This window comes from Streptomyces sp. BR123 (genome assembly GCF_013401435.1).
GTDB lineage: Bacteria > Actinomycetota > Actinomycetes > Streptomycetales > Streptomycetaceae > Streptomyces.
The window spans coordinates 1-18,239 of the sequence record NZ_JACBGN010000140.1 but is presented as its reverse complement, the minus strand read 5'-3'; the positions used below and the strand labels follow the sequence as shown (position 1 = coordinate 18,239).

The 18,239-nt window shown below is 70.9% G+C and carries 20 protein-coding genes and 1 pseudogene; 16 read left to right on the top strand and 5 right to left on the bottom strand.

The genetic code is table 11. The features are described 5' to 3' along the window. Positions 1 to 93 precede the first annotated feature (93 nt). Entirely contained in the window at positions 94 to 651 is a 558-nt protein-coding gene (locus HYE82_RS21260; protein WP_179175713.1) for a DUF6434 domain-containing protein, read from the top strand. A 210-nt stretch (positions 652 to 861) separates the two neighbouring features. Here HYE82_RS21260 and HYE82_RS21255 read toward each other — a convergent pair whose 3' ends face one another. Continuing rightward, positions 862 to 1,428, bottom strand: coding sequence for a dihydrofolate reductase family protein (locus HYE82_RS21255; RefSeq protein WP_179175712.1), 567 nt, complete (start codon positions 1,426 to 1,428; stop codon positions 862 to 864). Between the two features lie 106 nt (positions 1,429 to 1,534). On the opposite strand from HYE82_RS21255, the gene HYE82_RS21250 reads away from it, so the two are divergent. Then, positions 1,535 to 2,608, top strand: coding sequence for an enoyl-CoA hydratase/isomerase family protein (locus HYE82_RS21250; protein WP_179175711.1), 1,074 nt, complete (start codon positions 1,535 to 1,537; stop codon positions 2,606 to 2,608). Here HYE82_RS21250 and HYE82_RS21245 read toward each other — a convergent pair. Continuing rightward, positions 2,599 to 2,829: pseudogene (locus tag HYE82_RS21245) on the bottom strand (short-chain dehydrogenase); the annotation flags it as partial. The gene HYE82_RS21250 and the pseudogene HYE82_RS21245 sit on opposite strands and share 10 nt — an antisense overlap. Before the next feature lie 51 nt (positions 2,830 to 2,880). Here HYE82_RS21245 and HYE82_RS21240 point away from each other — a divergent pair. Then, the gene (locus HYE82_RS21240) at positions 2,881 to 3,336 is read left to right on the top strand and encodes a hypothetical protein (RefSeq protein ID WP_179175710.1); all 456 of its coding nucleotides are present in this window, start codon (positions 2,881 to 2,883) and stop codon (positions 3,334 to 3,336) included. 325 nt (positions 3,337 to 3,661) lie between these two features. On the opposite strand, the gene HYE82_RS21235 is transcribed toward HYE82_RS21240, so the two are convergent. Continuing rightward, complete coding sequence (locus HYE82_RS21235) at positions 3,662 to 4,585, bottom strand: SDR family oxidoreductase (protein WP_179175709.1); 924 nt, start codon at positions 4,583 to 4,585, stop codon at positions 3,662 to 3,664. A gap of 190 nt (positions 4,586 to 4,775) precedes the next feature. Here HYE82_RS21235 and HYE82_RS21230 point away from each other — a divergent pair, with 190 nt between their 5' ends. Continuing rightward, the gene (locus HYE82_RS21230; protein ID WP_256987497.1) at positions 4,776 to 5,582 is read left to right on the top strand and encodes a hypothetical protein; all 807 of its coding nucleotides are present in this window, start codon (positions 4,776 to 4,778) and stop codon (positions 5,580 to 5,582) included. A gap of 74 nt (positions 5,583 to 5,656) precedes the next feature. Then, positions 5,657 to 6,976 (top strand): cytochrome P450, encoded by a 1,320-nt coding sequence (locus tag HYE82_RS21225; RefSeq protein WP_256987496.1) that lies wholly within the window; start codon positions 5,657 to 5,659, stop codon positions 6,974 to 6,976. Here HYE82_RS21225 and HYE82_RS21220 read toward each other — a convergent pair. After that, entirely contained in the window at positions 6,954 to 7,271 is a 318-nt protein-coding gene (locus HYE82_RS21220) for an antibiotic biosynthesis monooxygenase (RefSeq protein WP_179175707.1), read from the bottom strand. The genes HYE82_RS21225 and HYE82_RS21220 overlap by 23 nt on opposite strands. Positions 7,272 to 7,554: 283 nt before the next feature. Here HYE82_RS21220 and HYE82_RS21215 point away from each other — a divergent pair, with 283 nt between their 5' ends. The 11 genes from HYE82_RS21215 (at position 7,555) to HYE82_RS21165 (ending at position 17,004) form a co-directional block, all read left to right on the top strand. After that, positions 7,555 to 7,938, top strand: a complete 384-nt coding sequence (locus HYE82_RS21215; protein WP_179175706.1) for a DUF6507 family protein — start codon at positions 7,555 to 7,557, stop codon at positions 7,936 to 7,938. Continuing rightward, the gene (locus tag HYE82_RS21210) at positions 7,935 to 10,478 is read left to right on the top strand and encodes a hypothetical protein (protein ID WP_179175705.1); all 2,544 of its coding nucleotides are present in this window, start codon (positions 7,935 to 7,937) and stop codon (positions 10,476 to 10,478) included. The genes HYE82_RS21215 and HYE82_RS21210 overlap by 4 nt, the downstream gene beginning before the upstream one ends. A gap of 14 nt (positions 10,479 to 10,492) precedes the next feature. Continuing rightward, positions 10,493 to 11,137 carry a hypothetical protein gene (locus HYE82_RS21205; protein WP_179175704.1) on the top strand — a complete coding sequence of 215 codons (645 nt, stop codon included), beginning with the start codon at positions 10,493 to 10,495 and terminating at the stop codon, positions 11,135 to 11,137. Beyond that, positions 11,138 to 11,317, top strand: a complete 180-nt coding sequence (locus HYE82_RS39340; RefSeq protein WP_309144395.1) for a pentapeptide repeat-containing protein — start codon at positions 11,138 to 11,140, stop codon at positions 11,315 to 11,317. A 196-nt stretch (positions 11,318 to 11,513) separates the two neighbouring features. After that, positions 11,514 to 12,290 (top strand): hypothetical protein, encoded by a 777-nt coding sequence (locus HYE82_RS21195; RefSeq protein WP_256987495.1) that lies wholly within the window; start codon positions 11,514 to 11,516, stop codon positions 12,288 to 12,290. Positions 12,291 to 12,423: 133 nt separating this feature from the next. Then, entirely contained in the window at positions 12,424 to 13,035 is a 612-nt protein-coding gene (locus tag HYE82_RS21190; protein WP_179175703.1) for a pentapeptide repeat-containing protein, read from the top strand. Between the two features lie 215 nt (positions 13,036 to 13,250). Then, on the top strand, positions 13,251 to 13,700 hold the full coding sequence (locus HYE82_RS21185; protein WP_256987494.1) for a hypothetical protein: 450 nt from the start codon (positions 13,251 to 13,253) through the stop codon (positions 13,698 to 13,700). Positions 13,701 to 13,731: 31 nt separating this feature from the next. After that, positions 13,732 to 14,445 carry a pentapeptide repeat-containing protein gene (locus HYE82_RS21180; RefSeq protein ID WP_309144394.1) on the top strand — a complete coding sequence of 238 codons (714 nt, stop codon included), beginning with the start codon at positions 13,732 to 13,734 and terminating at the stop codon, positions 14,443 to 14,445. Between the two features lie 638 nt (positions 14,446 to 15,083). Then, entirely contained in the window at positions 15,084 to 15,311 is a 228-nt protein-coding gene (locus HYE82_RS21175; RefSeq protein ID WP_179175702.1) for a hypothetical protein, read from the top strand. Further along, positions 15,308 to 15,517, top strand: a complete 210-nt coding sequence (locus HYE82_RS21170) for a hypothetical protein (protein ID WP_179175701.1) — start codon at positions 15,308 to 15,310, stop codon at positions 15,515 to 15,517. Before HYE82_RS21175 ends, HYE82_RS21170 begins: the two co-directional genes overlap by 4 nt. Positions 15,518 to 15,576: 59 nt before the next feature. Further along, positions 15,577 to 17,004, top strand: coding sequence for a DUF6177 family protein (locus HYE82_RS21165; protein WP_179175700.1), 1,428 nt, complete (start codon positions 15,577 to 15,579; stop codon positions 17,002 to 17,004). A gap of 285 nt (positions 17,005 to 17,289) precedes the next feature. Here HYE82_RS21165 and HYE82_RS21160 read toward each other — a convergent pair. Then, the coding region (locus tag HYE82_RS21160; RefSeq protein WP_179175699.1) for a molybdopterin-dependent oxidoreductase at positions 17,290 to 18,239 on the bottom strand (950 nt) is incomplete at its 5' end.

Sequence of the window (18,239 nt, the reverse complement as noted above, 5' to 3'; positions counted from 1 at the left end):
CTCCCGGGCCGGGCGGTCGCGCCCCTGGAAGCCGCGCGTGGGGGAGTCCGACCGGCAGGCCGCCGACGGAGGGCGTATCCCTAAAATGGGAACGTGAGTGCGAATATCGGGGAACTCCGGCCCGCCCTGGATCCGGGACTGTCGGGGGCGGAACTGCGGCGCTGGTACTGGACCCTCGCCGAACTGACTGCCCTGGCCCGCACGATGGGACTGCCCGCGGCAGGCGGCAAGGCCGCGCTGACCGACCGCCTCGCCGCCGCGCTCGACGGCCTCCCGGCCCCGGCTCCCGCCGCCCCGGCCCGGCGGCGGGCGGGCCGCCAGCTCGCCGCCCCCGTCGACGGGGACACGGTGATCCCGGAGGGCCAGCGGTGCAGCCAGGTGCTCCGGGAGTTCTTCCTCCGGGAGATCGGGCCCGCCTTCCACTTCGACGCCTTCATGCGGCGCTGCATCGCCGAGGGCGCCGGCCGCACCCTGGCCGAGGCCGTCGCCCACTGGCACGCCACCCGCGCGGAGGCCGCCGGGCCCCGGGAGGTCGGAGCCCAGTTCGAGTTCAACCGCTTCCTGCGCGACTGGCACGTCCGCCACCCGGACGGCGCCCGTACCGAGGCCCTCGCCGCCTGGCAGGCCCACCGGGCCCGCCCGCGCAGCTGACCGCCCGCGCGCCGCCCTGCCGTGGCGCCGCCCCGCCGTCGCGCCGTCCCGTCATCGCGAGGCGGGTCGGCAGCCACCGTCGCGCTCCCGTGCCCCACGGGCTCGGTGGAGTCCGGTGCGGTACCGCGCCCCACAGGGGGCGCGGGGAACTACACGGCCGGCCTGCCCCCACCGGCCCGCGGTTTCACGACCGGACTTCCGGCGGAGCGCTCAGGGGCGCGCGTACGACAGCAGCACCACCCCGTTGCCGAAGGCACGCGTCCCCTCCAGCCGCAGCGGAACCAGCCCCTCCGCAGGCGGGAACAGCGGCTTGCCGCGGCCGATCCGCACCGGGTGCACGTAGATCCGGTACGCGTCCACCAAGTCGTGGCGCAGGAACGAGGCGGCCAGGTCCGCCCCGCCCAGCGCCAGGTCGCCGCCCGGGCCCGCCCTGAGCGCGGCCACCTCCTCCGGGACGACGTCCCGCACCACGGTGGAGTTCCAGGCGACGTCCTCCTGGCGCAGCGTGCGCGAGTACACGTACTTGGGCTTGTCCCGCCAGATGCCCGCGAAGTCCGCCACGGGCCCGGCATTCGCCGGATCGGCGTCCGCCGTCGGCCAGAACCCGGCCATGAGCTCGTAGACGACCCGCCCGCTGAGGAAGGCGCCCATCGCGCGGAGCTCGTCGTTGAAGTGCCGGTGCAGCTCGTCGTCGACGACGTGCCAGTCGATCTGCCGGTCCGGACCCTCGATGTACCCGTCGAGGGAGACCGACATCATCAGGACGATCCTTCTCACGGCCGCCACGCTACCGGGGCCACCCCCGGCACACCGGGCTTCGGCCCGGTGACCGGCCGAGCGGCCGCCGTTCGGGCAGGGGACGGCGTCGAACATACTGGCTGCCGTGAAGAGCGAAGCCGCCGCAGACGAGCCCGTCCTGTTCCACACCGAAGGGCGAACGGGGGTGATCACCCTCAACCGCCCCCGGGCCCTCAACGCCCTCACCCACCCCATGGTGCTGCGGATCGAGGAGGCCCTGCGCGCCTGGGAGCAGGACCCGGCCGTCGGCCAGGTCCTCATCCGGGGCGCCGGCGAGCGCGGCCTGTGCGCCGGCGGCGACATCCGCGCCATCCACGACGACGCCAAGGCCGGCACCTCGGCCTCCGCCGCCTTCTGGCGCGACGAGTACCGCCTCAACGCCCTGATCGCCCACTACCCCAAGCCGTACGTCGCCCTCATGGACGGCATCGTCATGGGCGGCGGGGTCGGCGTCTCCGCCCACGGCAGCGTCCGCGTCGTCACCGAACGCTCCCGCGTCGCCATGCCCGAGACCGGCATCGGCTTCGTCCCGGACATCGGCGGCACCCACCTCCTCGGCCGGGCCCCCGGCCTGCTCGGCACCCACCTCGCGCTCACCGGCACGGCCGTGGGCGCCGCCGACGCGATCCTGTGCGGGCTCGCCGACCACTTCGTCCCCGCCGACCGGCTCCCGGAGCTGACCGCAGCCCTCGCCGACGCGCCCGCGCACGAGGTGCTCCCCGAGTACTCCGCCGCCCCGGACCCCGGCGTGCTGGCCGCCCGCCGGGACTGGATCGACCGCTGCTACGCCGCCGACACGGTCGAGGAGATCGTCGAGCGGCTCCTCGCCGAGGGCGATCCCGCGGCCGGGGAGACCGCCGGGACGATCCTGGCCAAGTCCCCGACCGCCCTCAAGGTCACCCACGCCGCCGTCCGCCGGGCCCGCGGCCTGGGCACCCTGGAGCGGGTCCTCGCGCAGGAGTACCGGATCTCCTGCAACGTCCTGCGCTCACCCGACCTGGTGGAGGGGATCCGGGCCCAGGTCGTCGACAAGGACCGCACCCCGCGCTGGTCGCCGCCCGCCCTGCGCGACGTCACCGGCGAGGACGTGGCCCGGTTCCTCGCCCCGCTCGGCCCCGGCCGCGAGCTGGAGCTGCCCGAACCGCCGGCTCAGCGGTAGCCGGTGGTGTCGGCCGGGCGGCCCGGGTCCTGGACCTCGACCAGGTACCGCCAGGCGTCCGGCCGGCTCCCGTCGAGGTCGGTGAAACCGTACTCCCGGGCGAGCTGCCCGCTGGACAGCGACCGACCGTTCCAGCGGGCCGCCTCCGGATCCGCGGCCAGCGCCGCCACCGCCCGGCCGACGTACGACGGGGTCTCGGAGATCGCGCAGTGCGGGACCTTCGAGTACGGGCCCGCCCCCAAGAAATTGAAGGCCAACGGAAGGCTCAAGGCGTGACCAAGGCAAGTGAACCGGATCTCCGGGGATGGATCGAGGAGGGGCGCCGGAACATCGTTGACGTCGCTGACATGCTCGGGGTGTCGCCGGAGATCTACACCCGCGACCCGATGAGTCTCATTCCCGCCCTCCGTGCCTATGTCTCAGGTGCTCCGCTGAGCGAGTTCGAGCAGTCGGACTGGATCACGCTGCACAGTGATCTGATGTCCTACGTCGCCGATTACCTGGTTCAGAAGCACGGAGCGCAGTGGAAGGTGGCGGACGACCCCAACGCGCCCCGCGGATACCGCTATGTGATCGAGGCGACGGGGCGGGATGGCGTTACCCGCCGAATCGATCCTGCCGATGTGGTGAGGAAGGAATTCTCCAGCCTCCCGATCGAGATTCCCCGGATGTTGGCCAGTGCGGAACTCACTCTGCGTTTGGCGGCGCAGTTCGACGACGGCGAATGACGCAGCGGGCGACCGGTTTCGCCGAGCCGCTCGTTCCCGACGGGAAGGCGGGCCGTTTCGCCGTCCACGGGCGGCCACGGCGACACGGGCGGCCGCGGCGACGGCCCGGAGTCGCCAGGCGGCGTCAGCGATGCCGACGGCCCGTCCTCGGGTGACGGAGGCAGGAAGCGGCTCCTCGCCGAGGGCGACCCCGCCGCCAAGGAGACCGCCGAGACGATCCTGGCCAGGTCCCGACCGCCCTGCGCGAAATCACCGACGAGGACGTCGCCCGGTTCTTCGCCCCGCTCGGCCCCGGCCGCGAGCTGGAGCTGCCCGAACCGCCGGCTCAGCGGTAGCCGGTGGTGTCGGCCGGGCGGCCCGGGTCCTGGACCTCGACCAGGTACCGCCAGGCGTCCGGCCGGCTCCCGTCGAGGTCGGTGAAGCCGTACTCCCGGGCGAGCTGCCCGCTGGACAGCGACCGACCGTTCCAGCGGGCCGCCTCCGGGTCCCCGGCCAGCGCCGCCACCGCCCGGCCGACGTACGACGGGGTCTCGGAGATCGCGAAGTGCGGTACCGTCTCCAGCGCGTCGCGCCAGTTCGCCTCCGTCACCCCGAAGGCGTCCAGCATCATCTCCGAGCGCAGCCAGCCCGGCGTCAGGGCCACCGCAGTCGCCCCGCGCGGCCCCAGCTCGTGCCCGAGCGCGAACGCCATCCGCAGCACGGCCGCCTTGGCGAGGTCGTAGAAGAACGACACCCGGTAGTGGCCGGCGTTGTAGTCGGCGGTGCCGTCCGTCATCTCGACCACCAGACCGCCCGGCTCCCGCAGCAGCAGCGGCAGCGCGTAATGGCTGGTGATCGCATGGGTGTCCACGGCGAGCCGGAGCAACCGCAGCCCCTTGTCGAGGTCGTGCTCCCACACCGTGCTGTCCCACTCGAACAGCCGCTCCCCACCCCAGATGTCGTTCACCAGCACGTCGAGGCGTCCCTCCTCGGCACCGATCCGCCCGACCAGCGCCTCGACCTGCTCCGCCACCAGGTGGTCCGCGACCACCGCGATCCCGCGCCCGCCGGCCGCCGTGACCAGCTCCGCCGTCTCCTCGATCGTCTCCGGGCGGTCGTACTCCGAACGGCGGCCGCGCGTGCTGCGCCCGCTGACGTACACTGTCGCGCCCTGCGCTCCCAGCTGGACCGCGATGCCCCGGCCCGCGCCCCGCGTCGCCCCCGCCACCAGGGCGACCTTGCCTTCGAGAGTCCGCCGTGTCTGCGTCATCCCCCCAACCTATGCCGCCCCGCCGCGACGCGACCGGTACCACGGGCGTGTCCCCGGCCGCCTCCGACGCCCCGTCACGGTGGCCTCGAACGGCCGCTTTCCAGTAGCGCCCGCGCCCGGATACGACTGGAAACACGCCCCGCCCCCACCGAACGGCACCCCTCCGGCCCTCAGAGGAGAACCGCGCCCGATGAGCCCGACCGGCATGACGAGCTTCGACGAGGTCTACACCCTCCCCGACCCCCGCGGGTACTTCACCCGCCTCGGACCGTACGCGTACCAGACCCCCGCCCACGCCCAGCCGGTCTTCCGCGCCCTCGCCGCCGAACTCGGACCCGCCCGGCCTGCGATGCTCGACCTGTGCTGCTCGTACGGGATCAACGCCGCGCTGGTGAACCACGACGTGACGCTCGACGAGCTGTACGCGCACTACACCGCCCCGGCGGCGGCCCGGCTCACCACCGCCGAGCTCGTCGCCCGGGACCGCGGCTTCTACGCCGCCCGCCGCCGCCCCGACGCCGTCCCGGCCTTCGGCATCGACGTCTCGGAGCCCGCCGTGGCGTACGCGGTCGCGGCCGGACTCCTCGACGAGGGCCACGCCGTGGACCTGGAGACCGCCGAACCGGGGGAGCGGCTGCGGCGCTCCGCCCCCGGAGTCGGCCTGATCACCGTCACCGGAGGCACCAGCTTCCTCACCGAGCGCACCTTCGGCCGGCTGCTCACCGCCGTCGGACAGCCGGTTCCGGTGGCCGCGTTCGTCCTGCGCACCCACGACTACCGGCCGATCGCCGCCTGCCTGGAGTCCTACGGGCTCACCGTCGAGCGGGCCGACGGCACCAGCCCGCAGCGGCGCTTCACCGGCCCCGAGGAGCAGCGGCGCGCGGTGGAGGCCGTCACCGCCCTCGGCGAGGACCCGGCCGGGAAGGAGGCCGCGGGCTGGTTCCACACCCGGCTGCACCTGGCCCGTCCCGCCACCACCGTGATCACGGCCCGATGACCCGCTCTTGTCCAACCCGCCGCCCGCATCGCACTGTTGGGCCGAGACCCGTCCCAACGGTCAGGAGAGCCCGATTGTCACCCGACGCACCGGCCCACACCACCGCCACCGCACCGGGCGCCGAGCCCGCACCCCCGTACGTCGTCGACCCGTCCGGCGGCTGCCCGCACGCCCTCAACGCCTCCCTGCGCGCCCGGGGACCCGTTGCCGACGTGGTCCTGCCCGGCGGGGTGCCCGGCCTGGTCGTCCTCGGCCACGACGCGCTCAAGGAGTTCCTCGCCCACCCCGACGTGGCCAAGGACTCCCGGCACTGCCCCGCCCTGAACGACGGCACCATCCCCGCGGACTGGCCGCTGCGGGTCTTCGCCGACGCGCAGGGCATGCACACCGCCGACGGGGCCGACCACCGCCGGCTGCGCTCCCTCGTCGGCAACGCCTTCACCGCCCGCCGCGTGGAGCGGCTGCGCCCGCGCATCGAGGAGCTGACCGCCGGCCTGCTGGACGACCTGGGCCGGGCGGCCGCCACGGACCTGGACGGCGTCGCCGACCTGCGCACGCACCTTGCGCTGCCGCTGCCGATGAGCGTCATCTGCGAACTCCTCGGCGTCGACCCCGAGCACCGCGAGCGGCTGCACCGCCTCTCCTACACGGTGATCATCGACACGGGCACCGGACCCGCCGAGAAGACGGCCGCCGCACGCGAGCTGGTCGAGCTGATGGGCACCATCGCAGCCACCCGCCGGGCCGCCCCCGGCGACGACCTGACCAGCGCCCTCATAGCCGCCCGCGACGGCGACGGCGACGGCGACCGGCTCAGCGAGGCCGAACTCATCGGCACCATGCGCCTGATGCTGGTCGCCGGCCACGAGACCACCCTCAACCTGATCAGCAACGCCGTCCGCGCGCTGTGCACCCACCGGGACCAGCTCGCGCTCGTACTGGACGGCAAGGCGAGCTGGTCGGACGTGGTGGACGAGACGCTGCGCTGGGACGGGCCGGTCAGCTGGTTCCCGTTCCGCTACCCGACCCGCGACCTGGACCTCGGCGGGCACGTCATCCCCCAGGGCGCCCCTGTCCTCGCCGGCTACACCGCGGCGGGCCGCGACGAGGCCTTCCACGGCCCGGACGCCGACCGCTTCGACCTCACCCGCCCCGGCGCGGGCCGCCACCTCTCCTTCGGGCACGGCGTGCACTACTGCGTCGGCGCCCCGCTGGCCCGGATGGAGGCCGTGATCGCCCTGGAGGGGCTGTTCACCCGTTTCCCGGACCTCGACCTCGCCGTCACCGAGGCCGAACTGCCCCGCCAGCGCAGCTTCATCGGCAACAGCGTCGAAGCCCTGCCCGTCCGCCCGACCCGCCGCGGCACACCCGCTAGTCCAGAGTCCCCAGCGTGAAGTGCCGCACCTGAAGTGGTGCGACGAGGTACTCCTCCTCGCCCGGCAGAACGACGGGCTGGTCACGCCAGTGCTCGCCGGCGTAGCCGACCAGATCCTGCTCGCTGCGCCAGCGGCTCACGTACAGCAGCGAATCGGGCGGCGCGAGCAGTACCTCGTGCTGCACCAGCCCTGGGTGCCGGCCGGGAAACTCGCGTACCGCAGAGACGATCATGTCGCGGAACGCCTCGAAACGCTCAGGACGTACGCGTGCCTCGCTCACCCTGATGATCACGGTCGTCAGGGTGTCACGCATGCAGACGCGGCGCCACCCTTGCCGCCGCGCCCCGAGGGCCCTCCGCCACGCCTCCCTGCCCGGCTCCCGATTGTCGTGACTTCGTAACAACGCGCGGCGTACGGACGGTTGTTGCAGGTCAGGCGGAGGGTCGTACGCATAAGCTCCTGTCGTTCATATGTGCAGAAGTAGGGATGAACCCGGCTTCCGGCCAACGGTGTCACGGACGAACGCCAAGGCAAGGAGCGGCGCTGGGGCGAGGCAGCCGCCGGCCGGAAGACCTACTACGGAACGGGGGAGCATCGTGTCCGACTGGGACATCAAGCCGGACGGCGTGCGCGGGGTCCTGAGCAAGACCGCAGAGGCCGCCGGCAAGTTCGAGGAAGAGTTCACGTCGTACGGCGACGGCCTCGTGGGCGCCGCCACCTGGGCGGGCACGATGGTGCTGGGCGGGACCGAGCTCCCCAAGGGCGGTGCGTTCGGCCCTGTGGCTCAGGCTCTGCAGGAGTTCCAGCAGAAGACGGAGAACGACCTGAAGTTCCTTCCCGTCCGGACGGGCAAGTCGATCACCGGCGCGCGCCTGGCCACCGAGGAGTACGTCAAAGGCGACCTGGAGATGGCGGCGAACAAGCAGCGGGAGTACTCGAAGGCTCCCACTGCTGAAGAGCTGAAGGGCCCCAAGAAGTGATCGATCTGGGGAAGATACCGACCTTCACGGGCAACCTGGATACGCTGGAGACGCATGCGGCTTCGCTGAAGAAGACCGCCTCCAGCATCCGCGGCACCGGCCGGGACGTTCACAACGCCTTTCAGGCGCTCGATCCGGTCTATGACGCTCCTGAGCAGGAGCAGTTGCTCAACTCGACGCTGCCGGTGCGGGACAAGGCGGACGATTTCGCCAAGAAGCTGGAGTCCGTGAGTGGTGCGCTGACCAGCTTCGCGTCGACCGCCCGTCCGCTGGTGGAGAAGATGAAGCAGCTCCGCGTGGACGCGGAGAAGTTCGTCGCGGACAACAAGGACGACGACGACTGGCAGCAGGACCAGGGCAAGATCGACGAGAACGCCCGTCTCGTCCGTGAGGTCGGTACGACGTGGGTGGCGTTCCAGGGCGTCGAACGCGACGCGGCTAACAAGATCACCGCGCTGGTGGGCGGTACGCACTTCGTCGTGGACGACGGTTCGCACAAGGCCGGCATGTACGGCTTCAAGGAGAGCGACGTCAAGGACGCGAAGGAGACGCCCTGGGGGACGGCCGACGAGCGTGAGTACACGGGCCTGCGGGCTGCGTGGGAGTGGACGAAGGACAACGTCGGCGGCGCGCTGAAAGGTTTCTTCGTCGACGGCGTCCTGGGCACGCTCAAAGGCCTGGGAAGCATGGTCAACGTCTTCGACTGGGACAACTTCAAGAAGACCTGGTCGGGCATCGGCGACGTCTTCGGCGGCATCAGCGGGTACATCATCACGCCGTACGACTGGGTGATGGACAAGGCGCTCGGCCCGACCGACCACAGCGAGCGCGAACGCCAGAAGGCCGCCCTGCGCAACTTCGGCAAGTCGCTGGTTGCGTGGGACGAATGGGACAAAGACCCCTCCCGGGCGTTCGGGACGGTGGTGTTCAACGTCCTGACCCTCGGTTCGGGCACGGCGCTCAAGCTCGGCAGGGCCGGGAAGCTGGGCGTGGGCGCGGAAGCCCTGACCGCGGTGGGCAAGGCGGGCGCGCTCGTCGACCCGATGAGCTACCTCGGCAAGGCGGCGGGCCTCACCAAGATCAAGGTCGGCGACCTCATGGAGAGCCTCAAGGCCAGCCGGACGGGCGTGGACGACATGGCGAGGAACATGCCCACGGGCACGTCCCCGCACCCGACCGACCCGACCCCGGCTCCCGGACACACGGGGGAATCGCCCTCGAGTCCCGCCGGCTCCGGCGACAAGACGCCCCCCGGCCGCGAGTACGTCGACCACGCGGGCAACAAGCGCGTCATCGGCAATGACGGCGTCATCAGGGACGAGCACGGCAACGCCGTGCCCGACACCGAACCCGTCCGGGAACCCCACAAGGACGACCTGCCCAACGTCAGGGAGCGCGAGACGGCCCCCGTCAAGGAGAAGGAGAAGGTCCTCGAAGGCGCGGGCGGCCCCAGCCACGTCGAGAACGGGACGGGCCGCCCGACCGGCTCGGCACACCCGCCCGGCGGATCCCACCCGGCCGGCGGGGGCGGTGGTACCCACAACACGCCGACCACGGGCGGCCACGCCGCGGACCACCCGACCGGCAACGGCTCGGGCTCGCACACACCATCGGGCGGCGGATCCGGCGCGCACACGCCGTCCGGCGAGAGCGGCGGCTCGCACACCCCGGGCGGCGGCAGCGGTCACGGCACTCCGGGGCACTCCGGTCACGACACGGGAGGCCACGGCGACACGGGCGGCCAGGGCGACGGCCCGCAGACGCCGGACGGCGCCGGTGGTGCCGACGGCCCGTCCTCGGGTGGAAGAGGCGGGGCCGGCGACGGTCCGGGAAGCGGCTCCGGACACCCTGAACAGCAGCCTGGGGTCATTCTGGAACGTGACCGGATAGGTCAACAGCCCAGCGGACCCATGGCGCTTGAGCAGGAGGCCGCCGTCGCGGAGGCCCTCAAGGACGCGAAGGTTCCGCCAGTGGACCAGGGCCGTCTGCTGACGCAGCTGAAGAAGTCGGAATACGGGGCAGCCGTTGCCGAATACATATCGAGCGGTAGATTTGCGGACGTCCCCGGGTTCAAGGAGCGTGAGGGCCTCCTTTACCAGGTCAAGCAGGGGGACATGATCCCGGCCGTGCATCAGGCGATGGAGCACGCTGCAGAGCTCCAGGCCAAGGGGCTGAAGGGAATTGAGTTCGAGGTGAAGCTTCCCGGCGAGAAGCTCGACCTCGACGTGCTGGTTCGCCACGACGGACGCATCGCGTACGGTGCCCAACTCAAGGATGTCGACAGCGTCGCGGGCATCAGGTCCGCGGTCAAGAAGATCGCGAACAAGCAGCTCCTGGGCGTCCTGGACGCAACGGGCCTCCCGAAGACCCCGATCGACGTCAAGGCTGGAATCCTGGATATCCGAGGCCTCAGGAGCGAGCTCACGGAACGCGATATCCAGGTTGTCCAACAGGCTGCTGATCGTTGCAACGCCCACTTTGAGCTAAGGTTCGATGACGGATCCGTCACCATCTTTCCGACCAATGCCACCAAACCTTAAGGAGTTTTCCGACCATGCTGATGCGCGCGCCCAAAGAGAGCGGCTCGTGGACCTGGAACCTGGAGGACGTCGAGGAGCCCGGTCTGGAGTTCGCGCTCATGACCGCGGCGCGCATGAGTGCGGTGCTGGAGAAGCACGACTTGCTGGTGCCGTCCTCGCTCGAGTGGGCCTGGTTCCAGACCGGCAGGGGCGGCCTCGGCATCCACAGTCGCCTGAGCCTCGTCGGGCGTTCGCTCGACGATCCGGCACTGCCCGATGCGCTCCGCGCCTGTCGGCCGATCGGTCATCCGCAGGCAGAGATCGGCGGAATCCTCGTACTGGGAACGGGCGCCTGGTTCGACGCGGACGGAGAACGGCACAGGGAATACCGTCTGGTGGAGCTCATGGTGGCACCGGACGAGACGGACCTCTGGGTCGAACTGTCCGTGTACCACGACGTCTGGGGTCAGTGCGATTTCCGGGGCGAGCCGCAGCCGACCATCCACGCCAACAACGCGCCGCGGCTCGCCGCGGCCCTGCAGGAGCTCGACCGGTTGCTCGGAGTCCCGGCGGAGCCCGGTGAGCCGACGTACTACGGACGGGCCGAGGGGTACGGACTCAAGGCTCCCGACATCATCGACGGGCGGGGACCGGACCTCACCGACGCGACACTCGGGTAGATACCCGGTACCGACGAATCGCTTGCCGAAGAGGGCAGCCCGTGCGGCGTCAAGCGCGACTTCCGGGGCGCCGACCTCGTCAGGGCGAACCTGGACGAGGCCGCGCTCCGGTCGGCGCGGCTCGACGGGGCACACATGGCCCGGGCCTCGCCGACGACTCCACGGCGGTGCGTGGCCTGACCGGCACCGTTTTCGGGCCGATCACCGTCTTCGGCGGTGAATCGTCCCGGGAACTGACCGGCGAAGAACTCGGGTCATGGATCGGTGCGCGAGGCGGGCACGTACAAGTGGTCCCTCCGCGACGCCTACCGAAGTAAGGCCTGATGACGAGCGGCTTGGCGGGACAACGAACCCAGTGAAGAGCAGGAGTCAGTACATGCACGGCTATCGTGAATTGCTCGGCTCGGATTTCGATGGCCGGCCGACGGACGACATCGACGACGTGATCTACGACGCGTTCGAAAGTCCCCGACACCGGACCCGCGTCCCCGGCCTCGTCGCCTTGATGAACGATCCCGGCGCGCCCGAGATCGAGCGGTTCCTGGCCTGCATGGTGCTGACGACCTGGGGCGAGGCGGCGGGATACGAGGCTGTGATCCGTGCCGCTGCGGACCCGGAGAGAACTCCCTGGTACGGCTTCTCGGTCGACCGGAAGTTCTCGGTGGACAGTACCTTCTCGCAGCTGGCGGTGGCCGTGGACAGTAGCCGTCACCTGATTGAGGAGAAGGGGACGGCTGCATTGCGCGGGCGGGCCTTTCGTGCGCTCGTGCAGATCGCCGACAGCCAGTACTTCGAGGACAGGCTTGGTGAACTGATCGACATTGCCACTGTCAGGGGCGCACTCGGCGACATCAAGGATGTCGTGGGCCGTGGTGTGCGTTCTCTGGCCGAGGGCGAGAAGCAGCGGTTTGATCTGGCAACGCAGTTGGTGGACCTGGCGTGTGCCGTGGCACCCGTCGATGGGGCCCTGTCGGTGGAACTGGCCATGGGCGTGCTGCACGTCAGTGCCTCCCCCCGCACGGTGGACCACGCCGTCACCATTGTCTTCCGCGCCGAGGGGCCGGAGGTCCGGCAATTCGGCGAGTACCTGCTGACGGTCGGCGACGCGTCGGTGCGCGCGGAGGTCCGCGAAGCGCTGGGCCGCGCCGAGTAGGGGGCTGCTCAGCCGAACGGCCTGGTGGCCGGTGTACCGCTACGGCGGTGCACCGGCCGCGTCAAGGGCATTTTTGAAAGCCATGGTTGGGGAGATCGTGTCGTCTGGTATCCGAAAGAGCTGGGAGCCAAGGATGCTCCCGGCCGATCCTGAAGCAACACGTCAGGTGCAGGAATGGCTTGCCGAGGAGGGCTACAGTCTCTACGGCATCGAGCACGACTTCCGAGGTGCGGACCTGGCGGGCGGAGACTTCTCCGGCTCGTGGTTCACCCAGGCGGACCTGGCGGGCGTGCGGCTTGCGGGAGCGAGTTTCTACCGGGCCGACCTGCAGTCGGCGGATCTCACCGGTGCGGATCTGACCGGTGCGGATCTCGTCAGGGCGAACCTGGACGAGGCCGTGCTCCGTTCGGCGCGGCTCGACGGGGCGAAAATGTCCCGGGCCTCGCTGTGCGATGTCGACGCGTCAGGAGCAAGCTTCCGCGGAACAAACATCCTCGGCGCTTCTCTGCTCGACACCGACATGAGGGGGGCGGACCTGACCGATGCCGTCCTGTACGAGAACTTCTTCGAGATCAAAGTCGACGACTCCACGGTGGTGCGCGGCCTGACAGGAACCGTTTTCGGGCCGATCACCGTCTTCAGTGGCGAATCGTCCCGGGAACTTGCCGGCGCAGAACTGGAGTCCTGGATCAACGCGCGAGGCGGGCAGATTGAGGTGGTCCCTCCGCGCCGTCCGCCGAGGTAAGCCCCGGCACGACCCATTCGCCGGAACCCGCGGCCTCCGCCGCGGGTGACTGGTTCGCCGAGCTACTCGTCCTCGTTTCGAGGACGAGTAGCTCGGCGGGCAATGAGCCCATTGGAAAACAGGAGCCAGTCCATGTATGGCTATCGTGAATTGCTCGGAAAAAAATATGGATTTCGCTGGCCGACCGACGGATGGCATCGACGATGTGATCTGAGATGCGTTCGAAATCCCAGGAGAAGGGGACGGCTGCATTGCGCGGGCGGGCCTTTCGTGCGCTCGTGCAGATCGCCGACAGCCAGTACTTCGAGGACAGGCTTGGTGAACTGATCGACATTGCCACTGTCAGGGGCGCACTCGGCGACATCAAGGATGTCGTGGGCCGTGGTGTGCGTTCTCTGGCCGAGGGCGAGAAGCAGCGGTTTGATCTGGCAACGCAGTTGGTGGACCTGGCGTGTGCCGTGGCACCCGTCGATGGGGCCCTGTCGGTGGAACTGGCCATGGGCGTGCTGCACGTCAGTGCCTCCCCCCGCACGGTGGACCACGCCGTCACCATTGTCTTCCGCGCCGAGGGGCCGGAGGTCCGGCAATTCGGCGAGTACCTGCTGACGGTCGGCGACGCGTCGGTGCGCGCGGAGGTCCGCGAAGCGCTGGGCCGCGCCGAGTAGGGGGCTGCTCAGCCGAACGGCCTGGTGGCCGGTGTACCGCTACGGCGGTGCACCGGCCGCGTCAAGGGCATTTTTGAAAGCCATGGTTGGGGAGATCGTGTCGTCTGGTATCCGAAAGAGCTGGGAGCCAAGGATGCTCCCGGCCGATCCTGAAGCAACACGTCAGGTGCAGGAATGGCTTGCCGAGGAGGGCTACAGTCTCTACGGCATCGAGCACGACTTCCGAGGTGCGGACCTGGCGGGCGGAGACTTCTCCGGCTCGTGGTTCACCCAGGCGGACCTGGCGGGCGTGCGGCTTGCGGGAGCGAGTTTCTACCGGGCCGACCTGCAGTCGGCGGATCTCACCGGTGCGGATCTGACCGGCGCCGACCTCGTCAGGGCGAACCTCGACGGGGCCGTGCTCCGGTCGGCGCGGCTCGACGGAGCCGACATGGTCAGAGCTTCGCTGTACGAGGTCGACGCGTCCGAAGCGAGCTTCAGAGGAACGCGGATCATGGGGGCCTCGCTCTTCGACGTCGACATGAGGGGAGCGGACCTGACCAACGCGGTCCTGTTCCAGAACACCTTCGAGGTCACGGTCGACGACTCCACGGTGGTGCGCGGCCTGACGGGCACCGTCTTCGGGCCGATCACGGTCTTCGATGGAGGATCCCTCCGAGAGTTGGCCGGCGCCGAGTTGGAGGCGTGGATCGGTGAGCGGGGCGGGCAGGTCGAAGTGATCGCTCCACACAGGCCCCGGCTGTAGGGCGGGCGCGTCCCCTTCCGCAATCCGCGACTTTCGGCGTGGGCGACCGGCTTCGTTGATCCGCGGACAACGAACTCAGGCACGCAGGAGCCGGCTTGTGCACGACTGTCGTGCAGGAGAGAAGGAGAACAGAGCAGTGACCTGCACCAAGTACTACGTCGAGAACGGCTACGGGGTGCCGCACTTCTGCGGGCCTGACGAGCTGAAGGTCCTGGGCCAGTGGGTGACGGCCGACATCCAGCTCGTGCCGCCGTCCATCCTGGAGGCGATCGACCTGGTGACCGAGGCCAAGGCCAATCCGGGTTTCGTGCCGGAGGACTTGGACGGGAACACGCACACCGTCACCATCAGCGCGCAGGGGATGAGGGTGGAGAACTACTTCGTCGAGCACGTGCAGGGTGAGTACGCCCTCGACGACGCGTTTCGCGTTCTGCTCGACTTCTGGGACTACTGCCGCCAGGCGAATCCCGAAGACGCCGACTCGTGCCGACGCGAGTACGCCCACGTGCACGGCCGTGCCCCCTTGGTCGGGACCCGTGAGCTCCCCGACACAGGATTCGAGATATGGGAGGGTTGCACCGCGGCGGCTCCGCTTTCTGTTCGCCGAAGCCGCCGATCTGGCGGATGCTGTCGGTCAGATGTATTCCTCCGAGTCCGAGGACGCCGTCCTCGTGTGGAACCAGGTGCCGGTCCCGCTGACGTACCGGTACGACATCGCGGTGTTGCTCCAAGATCTGGTGCCGCTGCTGGAAGGGGTCCGGCGGCCGGAATTCTCGGCGGCCGAGGTCTTCTGGGGGTCGGACACCTTCTCCGCCGAATGGAAGCTGGCCCGTGAGGGCGGCGACCTGAGGATCCGGGCGCGGTGACACAGCCGCTCGGGAACCACGAATCGCTGCTCACCGAGCGGGGTGACGTGACGGTGGGGGCGGAGGAGTTCGTCGGGGAATGGTCCAAGGTCCTGTGGCGCATCGTGACCGATGTTGCAACAGGCTCCGTGGAGTTGCCGGACGACGACCTCCTCGTGCGCGCCAAGGCGCTGCTCGGGATGGCGGCGACCGAGCTAACCGGCTGATCCAGGTGGTGACGCCGAGATGACAGCAGATCAGATATGACCAAAAGGAACAGCACTGCATGACCAAGGACGTGATCGCGCTCACCGAGCGCATGCCGGACCCGCTGAGCGTCCTGGCGGGCCTGCTCGCGGGCGGACCGGACCTGCGGGTCGAGACCACCGGCGAGGGGGCCGTGGTCCAGCTCTGCGACGACGAAGGCCGGCCGCTCGTCTCGGTAGAGGTGCCGCTGATGCTCCAGGTACCGGGGGAGGCGGCCCGGCTGCTGGGGGCCGGCGCCGAGCCGTCCGGCGACGGCCCGGCGTGGTGGGTCGAGGCCCGCGCCGCCGTGGGCGTCCCCCAGGCCGAGCAGCTCGCGGGCGCCTTCGCGGCCCGTCTGACCATGCTCCTGGGCGGCCGGGTCTGGCCGCCGGATGCCCCCGGCACCGTCGGTGCGGCCTGCCCGGTCGACGTCTCGGGCGTCACGGCCGTACCGGTCCCCGCCGCCGCCCAGCCTGCCGTCGACATGCTCACCGACAAGGTCGCCGTCGTCCTCCAGGACCGGCCGGTCGTCCCCATGACGAGCTGGCTCACCGAGGCACTGCGGGCCGCCCTGGAGAGCGACCGGACCCTGCAGATCGTCACCCCGCCGCACTGCCGGCTCTCCCTGCCCACCCGCATGCTGCTGGAGTCCACCTCCTCGCGCTGGGTGGTGCAGGACGAGCGGTGCGGCTACTACGACGGGCTCACCGGCGCGGTACTGAGCTGGCAGGACGACGCCTTCTCCCCGGACCGGGACGAGAACGGCGAGACCCCGGTGGCGGACGCCTTCGAGGAGGTCACGCCCACCGGCGAGCGCCAGCTCATCGTCTCCTTCCGCACCCTGCACCGGCCCACGGCGGACCTCGTCCTCGGCGGCGCGCTCGAAGCCGCCTGGCAGGCGCTGACCGGCGCCCCGCCGGCCGGCTGGGGGACATCGGAGCCGGCCGGTCTGGCCTGGTCGCGGCGGCAGCTGACCGACCTGGCGTACGAGCGCGCGCCCCGGTCCACCTGGACGGTGGCCGTCGGCACCCCGGACCGGCCCGCCGTCGCCACCCTGCGCGTGATCCGCACCACGGAGGGCGTCGAGGAGGACGTCACCCTCACCCTGGGCTACGGCCCCGGGGAGGAGCCGGCCCTGGAGGCACTGCCGGGGCTGGCCGACGAGCTGGTGACCCGGTACGGGCTGAAGACCATGATGTGCCAGCTGCGCGAGGCGCGCCGGGACCTGAGCGCTCCACCCCGCTTCGAACACCCGCCGCTGCCGTACGCCTTCGTACTGGGCCCCGCGGAGGTCCGGGAGGCCGGGATCGACACCGCGAGGAGGACGCCGCTGAAGGGACGCCCGGTGCAGCTGGGCCACAGCGCCCGGCCGGGCTTCTACTATCCGGTCGGCGACGGCGAGACCGTCGAGAGCTGGACCGCCCTCGGGCAGCTCGTGCGCCACCTGCGCGGGATGCCGTCCGCCTAAGCGCTCCGCGGGAAGTGCGGTACACAGGCTGCGGGCCGCCTGTGGCCGATCGCGCAGTTCCCCGCGCCCCTTACGGGGCGCGGTACCGCGGCGGACTTCCCCGAGTCCGCATAGCGGTAGCCCGTAGCCCGTAGCCCGTAGCCCGTAGCCCGTAGCCCGTAGCCCGTAGCCCGGCGCCGCGTGGTCCGGAGCCCGGGCTGCGTGCGCCGGCCCAGGGGGTCCGCGGACATCCCGCTCCACGTCTGAAAGGGCCTTGGCCCGGATCCCAGGGATCCGGGCAGGGCGTCACCTCTCTCGTGCGGCCGGGCCCGGACGGACGTGCACGGTCACGGTGTGCAGTCCGGTTGCCCCGTCGGGAACGGTCGGCGTGCTCCGCTCGGTCTGCACGCTGCCCGTCCCGTCGGTGGCCCGGACCTGGAGCGTGTGCCGCCCCGGTGGCGCCTCCCACGGCCACGTCCACAGCCGCCAGGTGTCGACGCCGTCCGCGTCGGCGAGCCGGGCCTCGTGCCACGGGCCTCCGTCGACGCGGACCTCCACCCGGGCGATCCCCCGGTGCTGCGCCCACGCCACGCCGCCGACCGCCACCCGGCCCGCCGGTGGTGCGGCGCCGGCCCGCGGGGTGTCGATGCGGGACTGCGTCTTGACCGGCGCCTGCTGCGCCCACGACCTGCGCACCCAGTAGGCGTCGTACGCCGCGAACGTGGTCAGCTGGAGCTCGCTCAGCCACTTGCACGCCGATACGTACCCGTACAGGCCCGGCACGACCATCCGTACGGGGAAGCCGTGCGCGAAGGGCAGCGGCTCGCCGTTCATCCCGACGGCCAGCAGCGCCTCCCGGCCGTCCATGACGGTCTCGACGGGCGTGCCGATGGTCATCCCGTCCACCGAGCGGGCCACCAGCTGGTCGGCCGGGCCTCCCTGTGAGGGCGGCCGTACCCCCGCCTCCCGCAGTAGGTCGGCGAGGCGCACGCCGAGCCAGCGGGCGTTGCCCGCGTACGGCCCGCCCACCGGGTTCGACACGCAGGTGAGCGTGATGTCGTGCTCGACCAGCGGGCGGGTCAGCAGCGCGGGCAGGTCCAGTGAGAGGGGGCGGGTGACGCCCTCGCCGCGGATGCGCAGCCGCCAGGTGCCGGCGTCCACCCGGGGGACGACCAGGGCGGTGTCCACGCGGTAGAAGTCCCGGTTCGGGGTGAGGAACGGGGAGATCCCGGGCACCGGGAGGTTCGCGCCGGGCG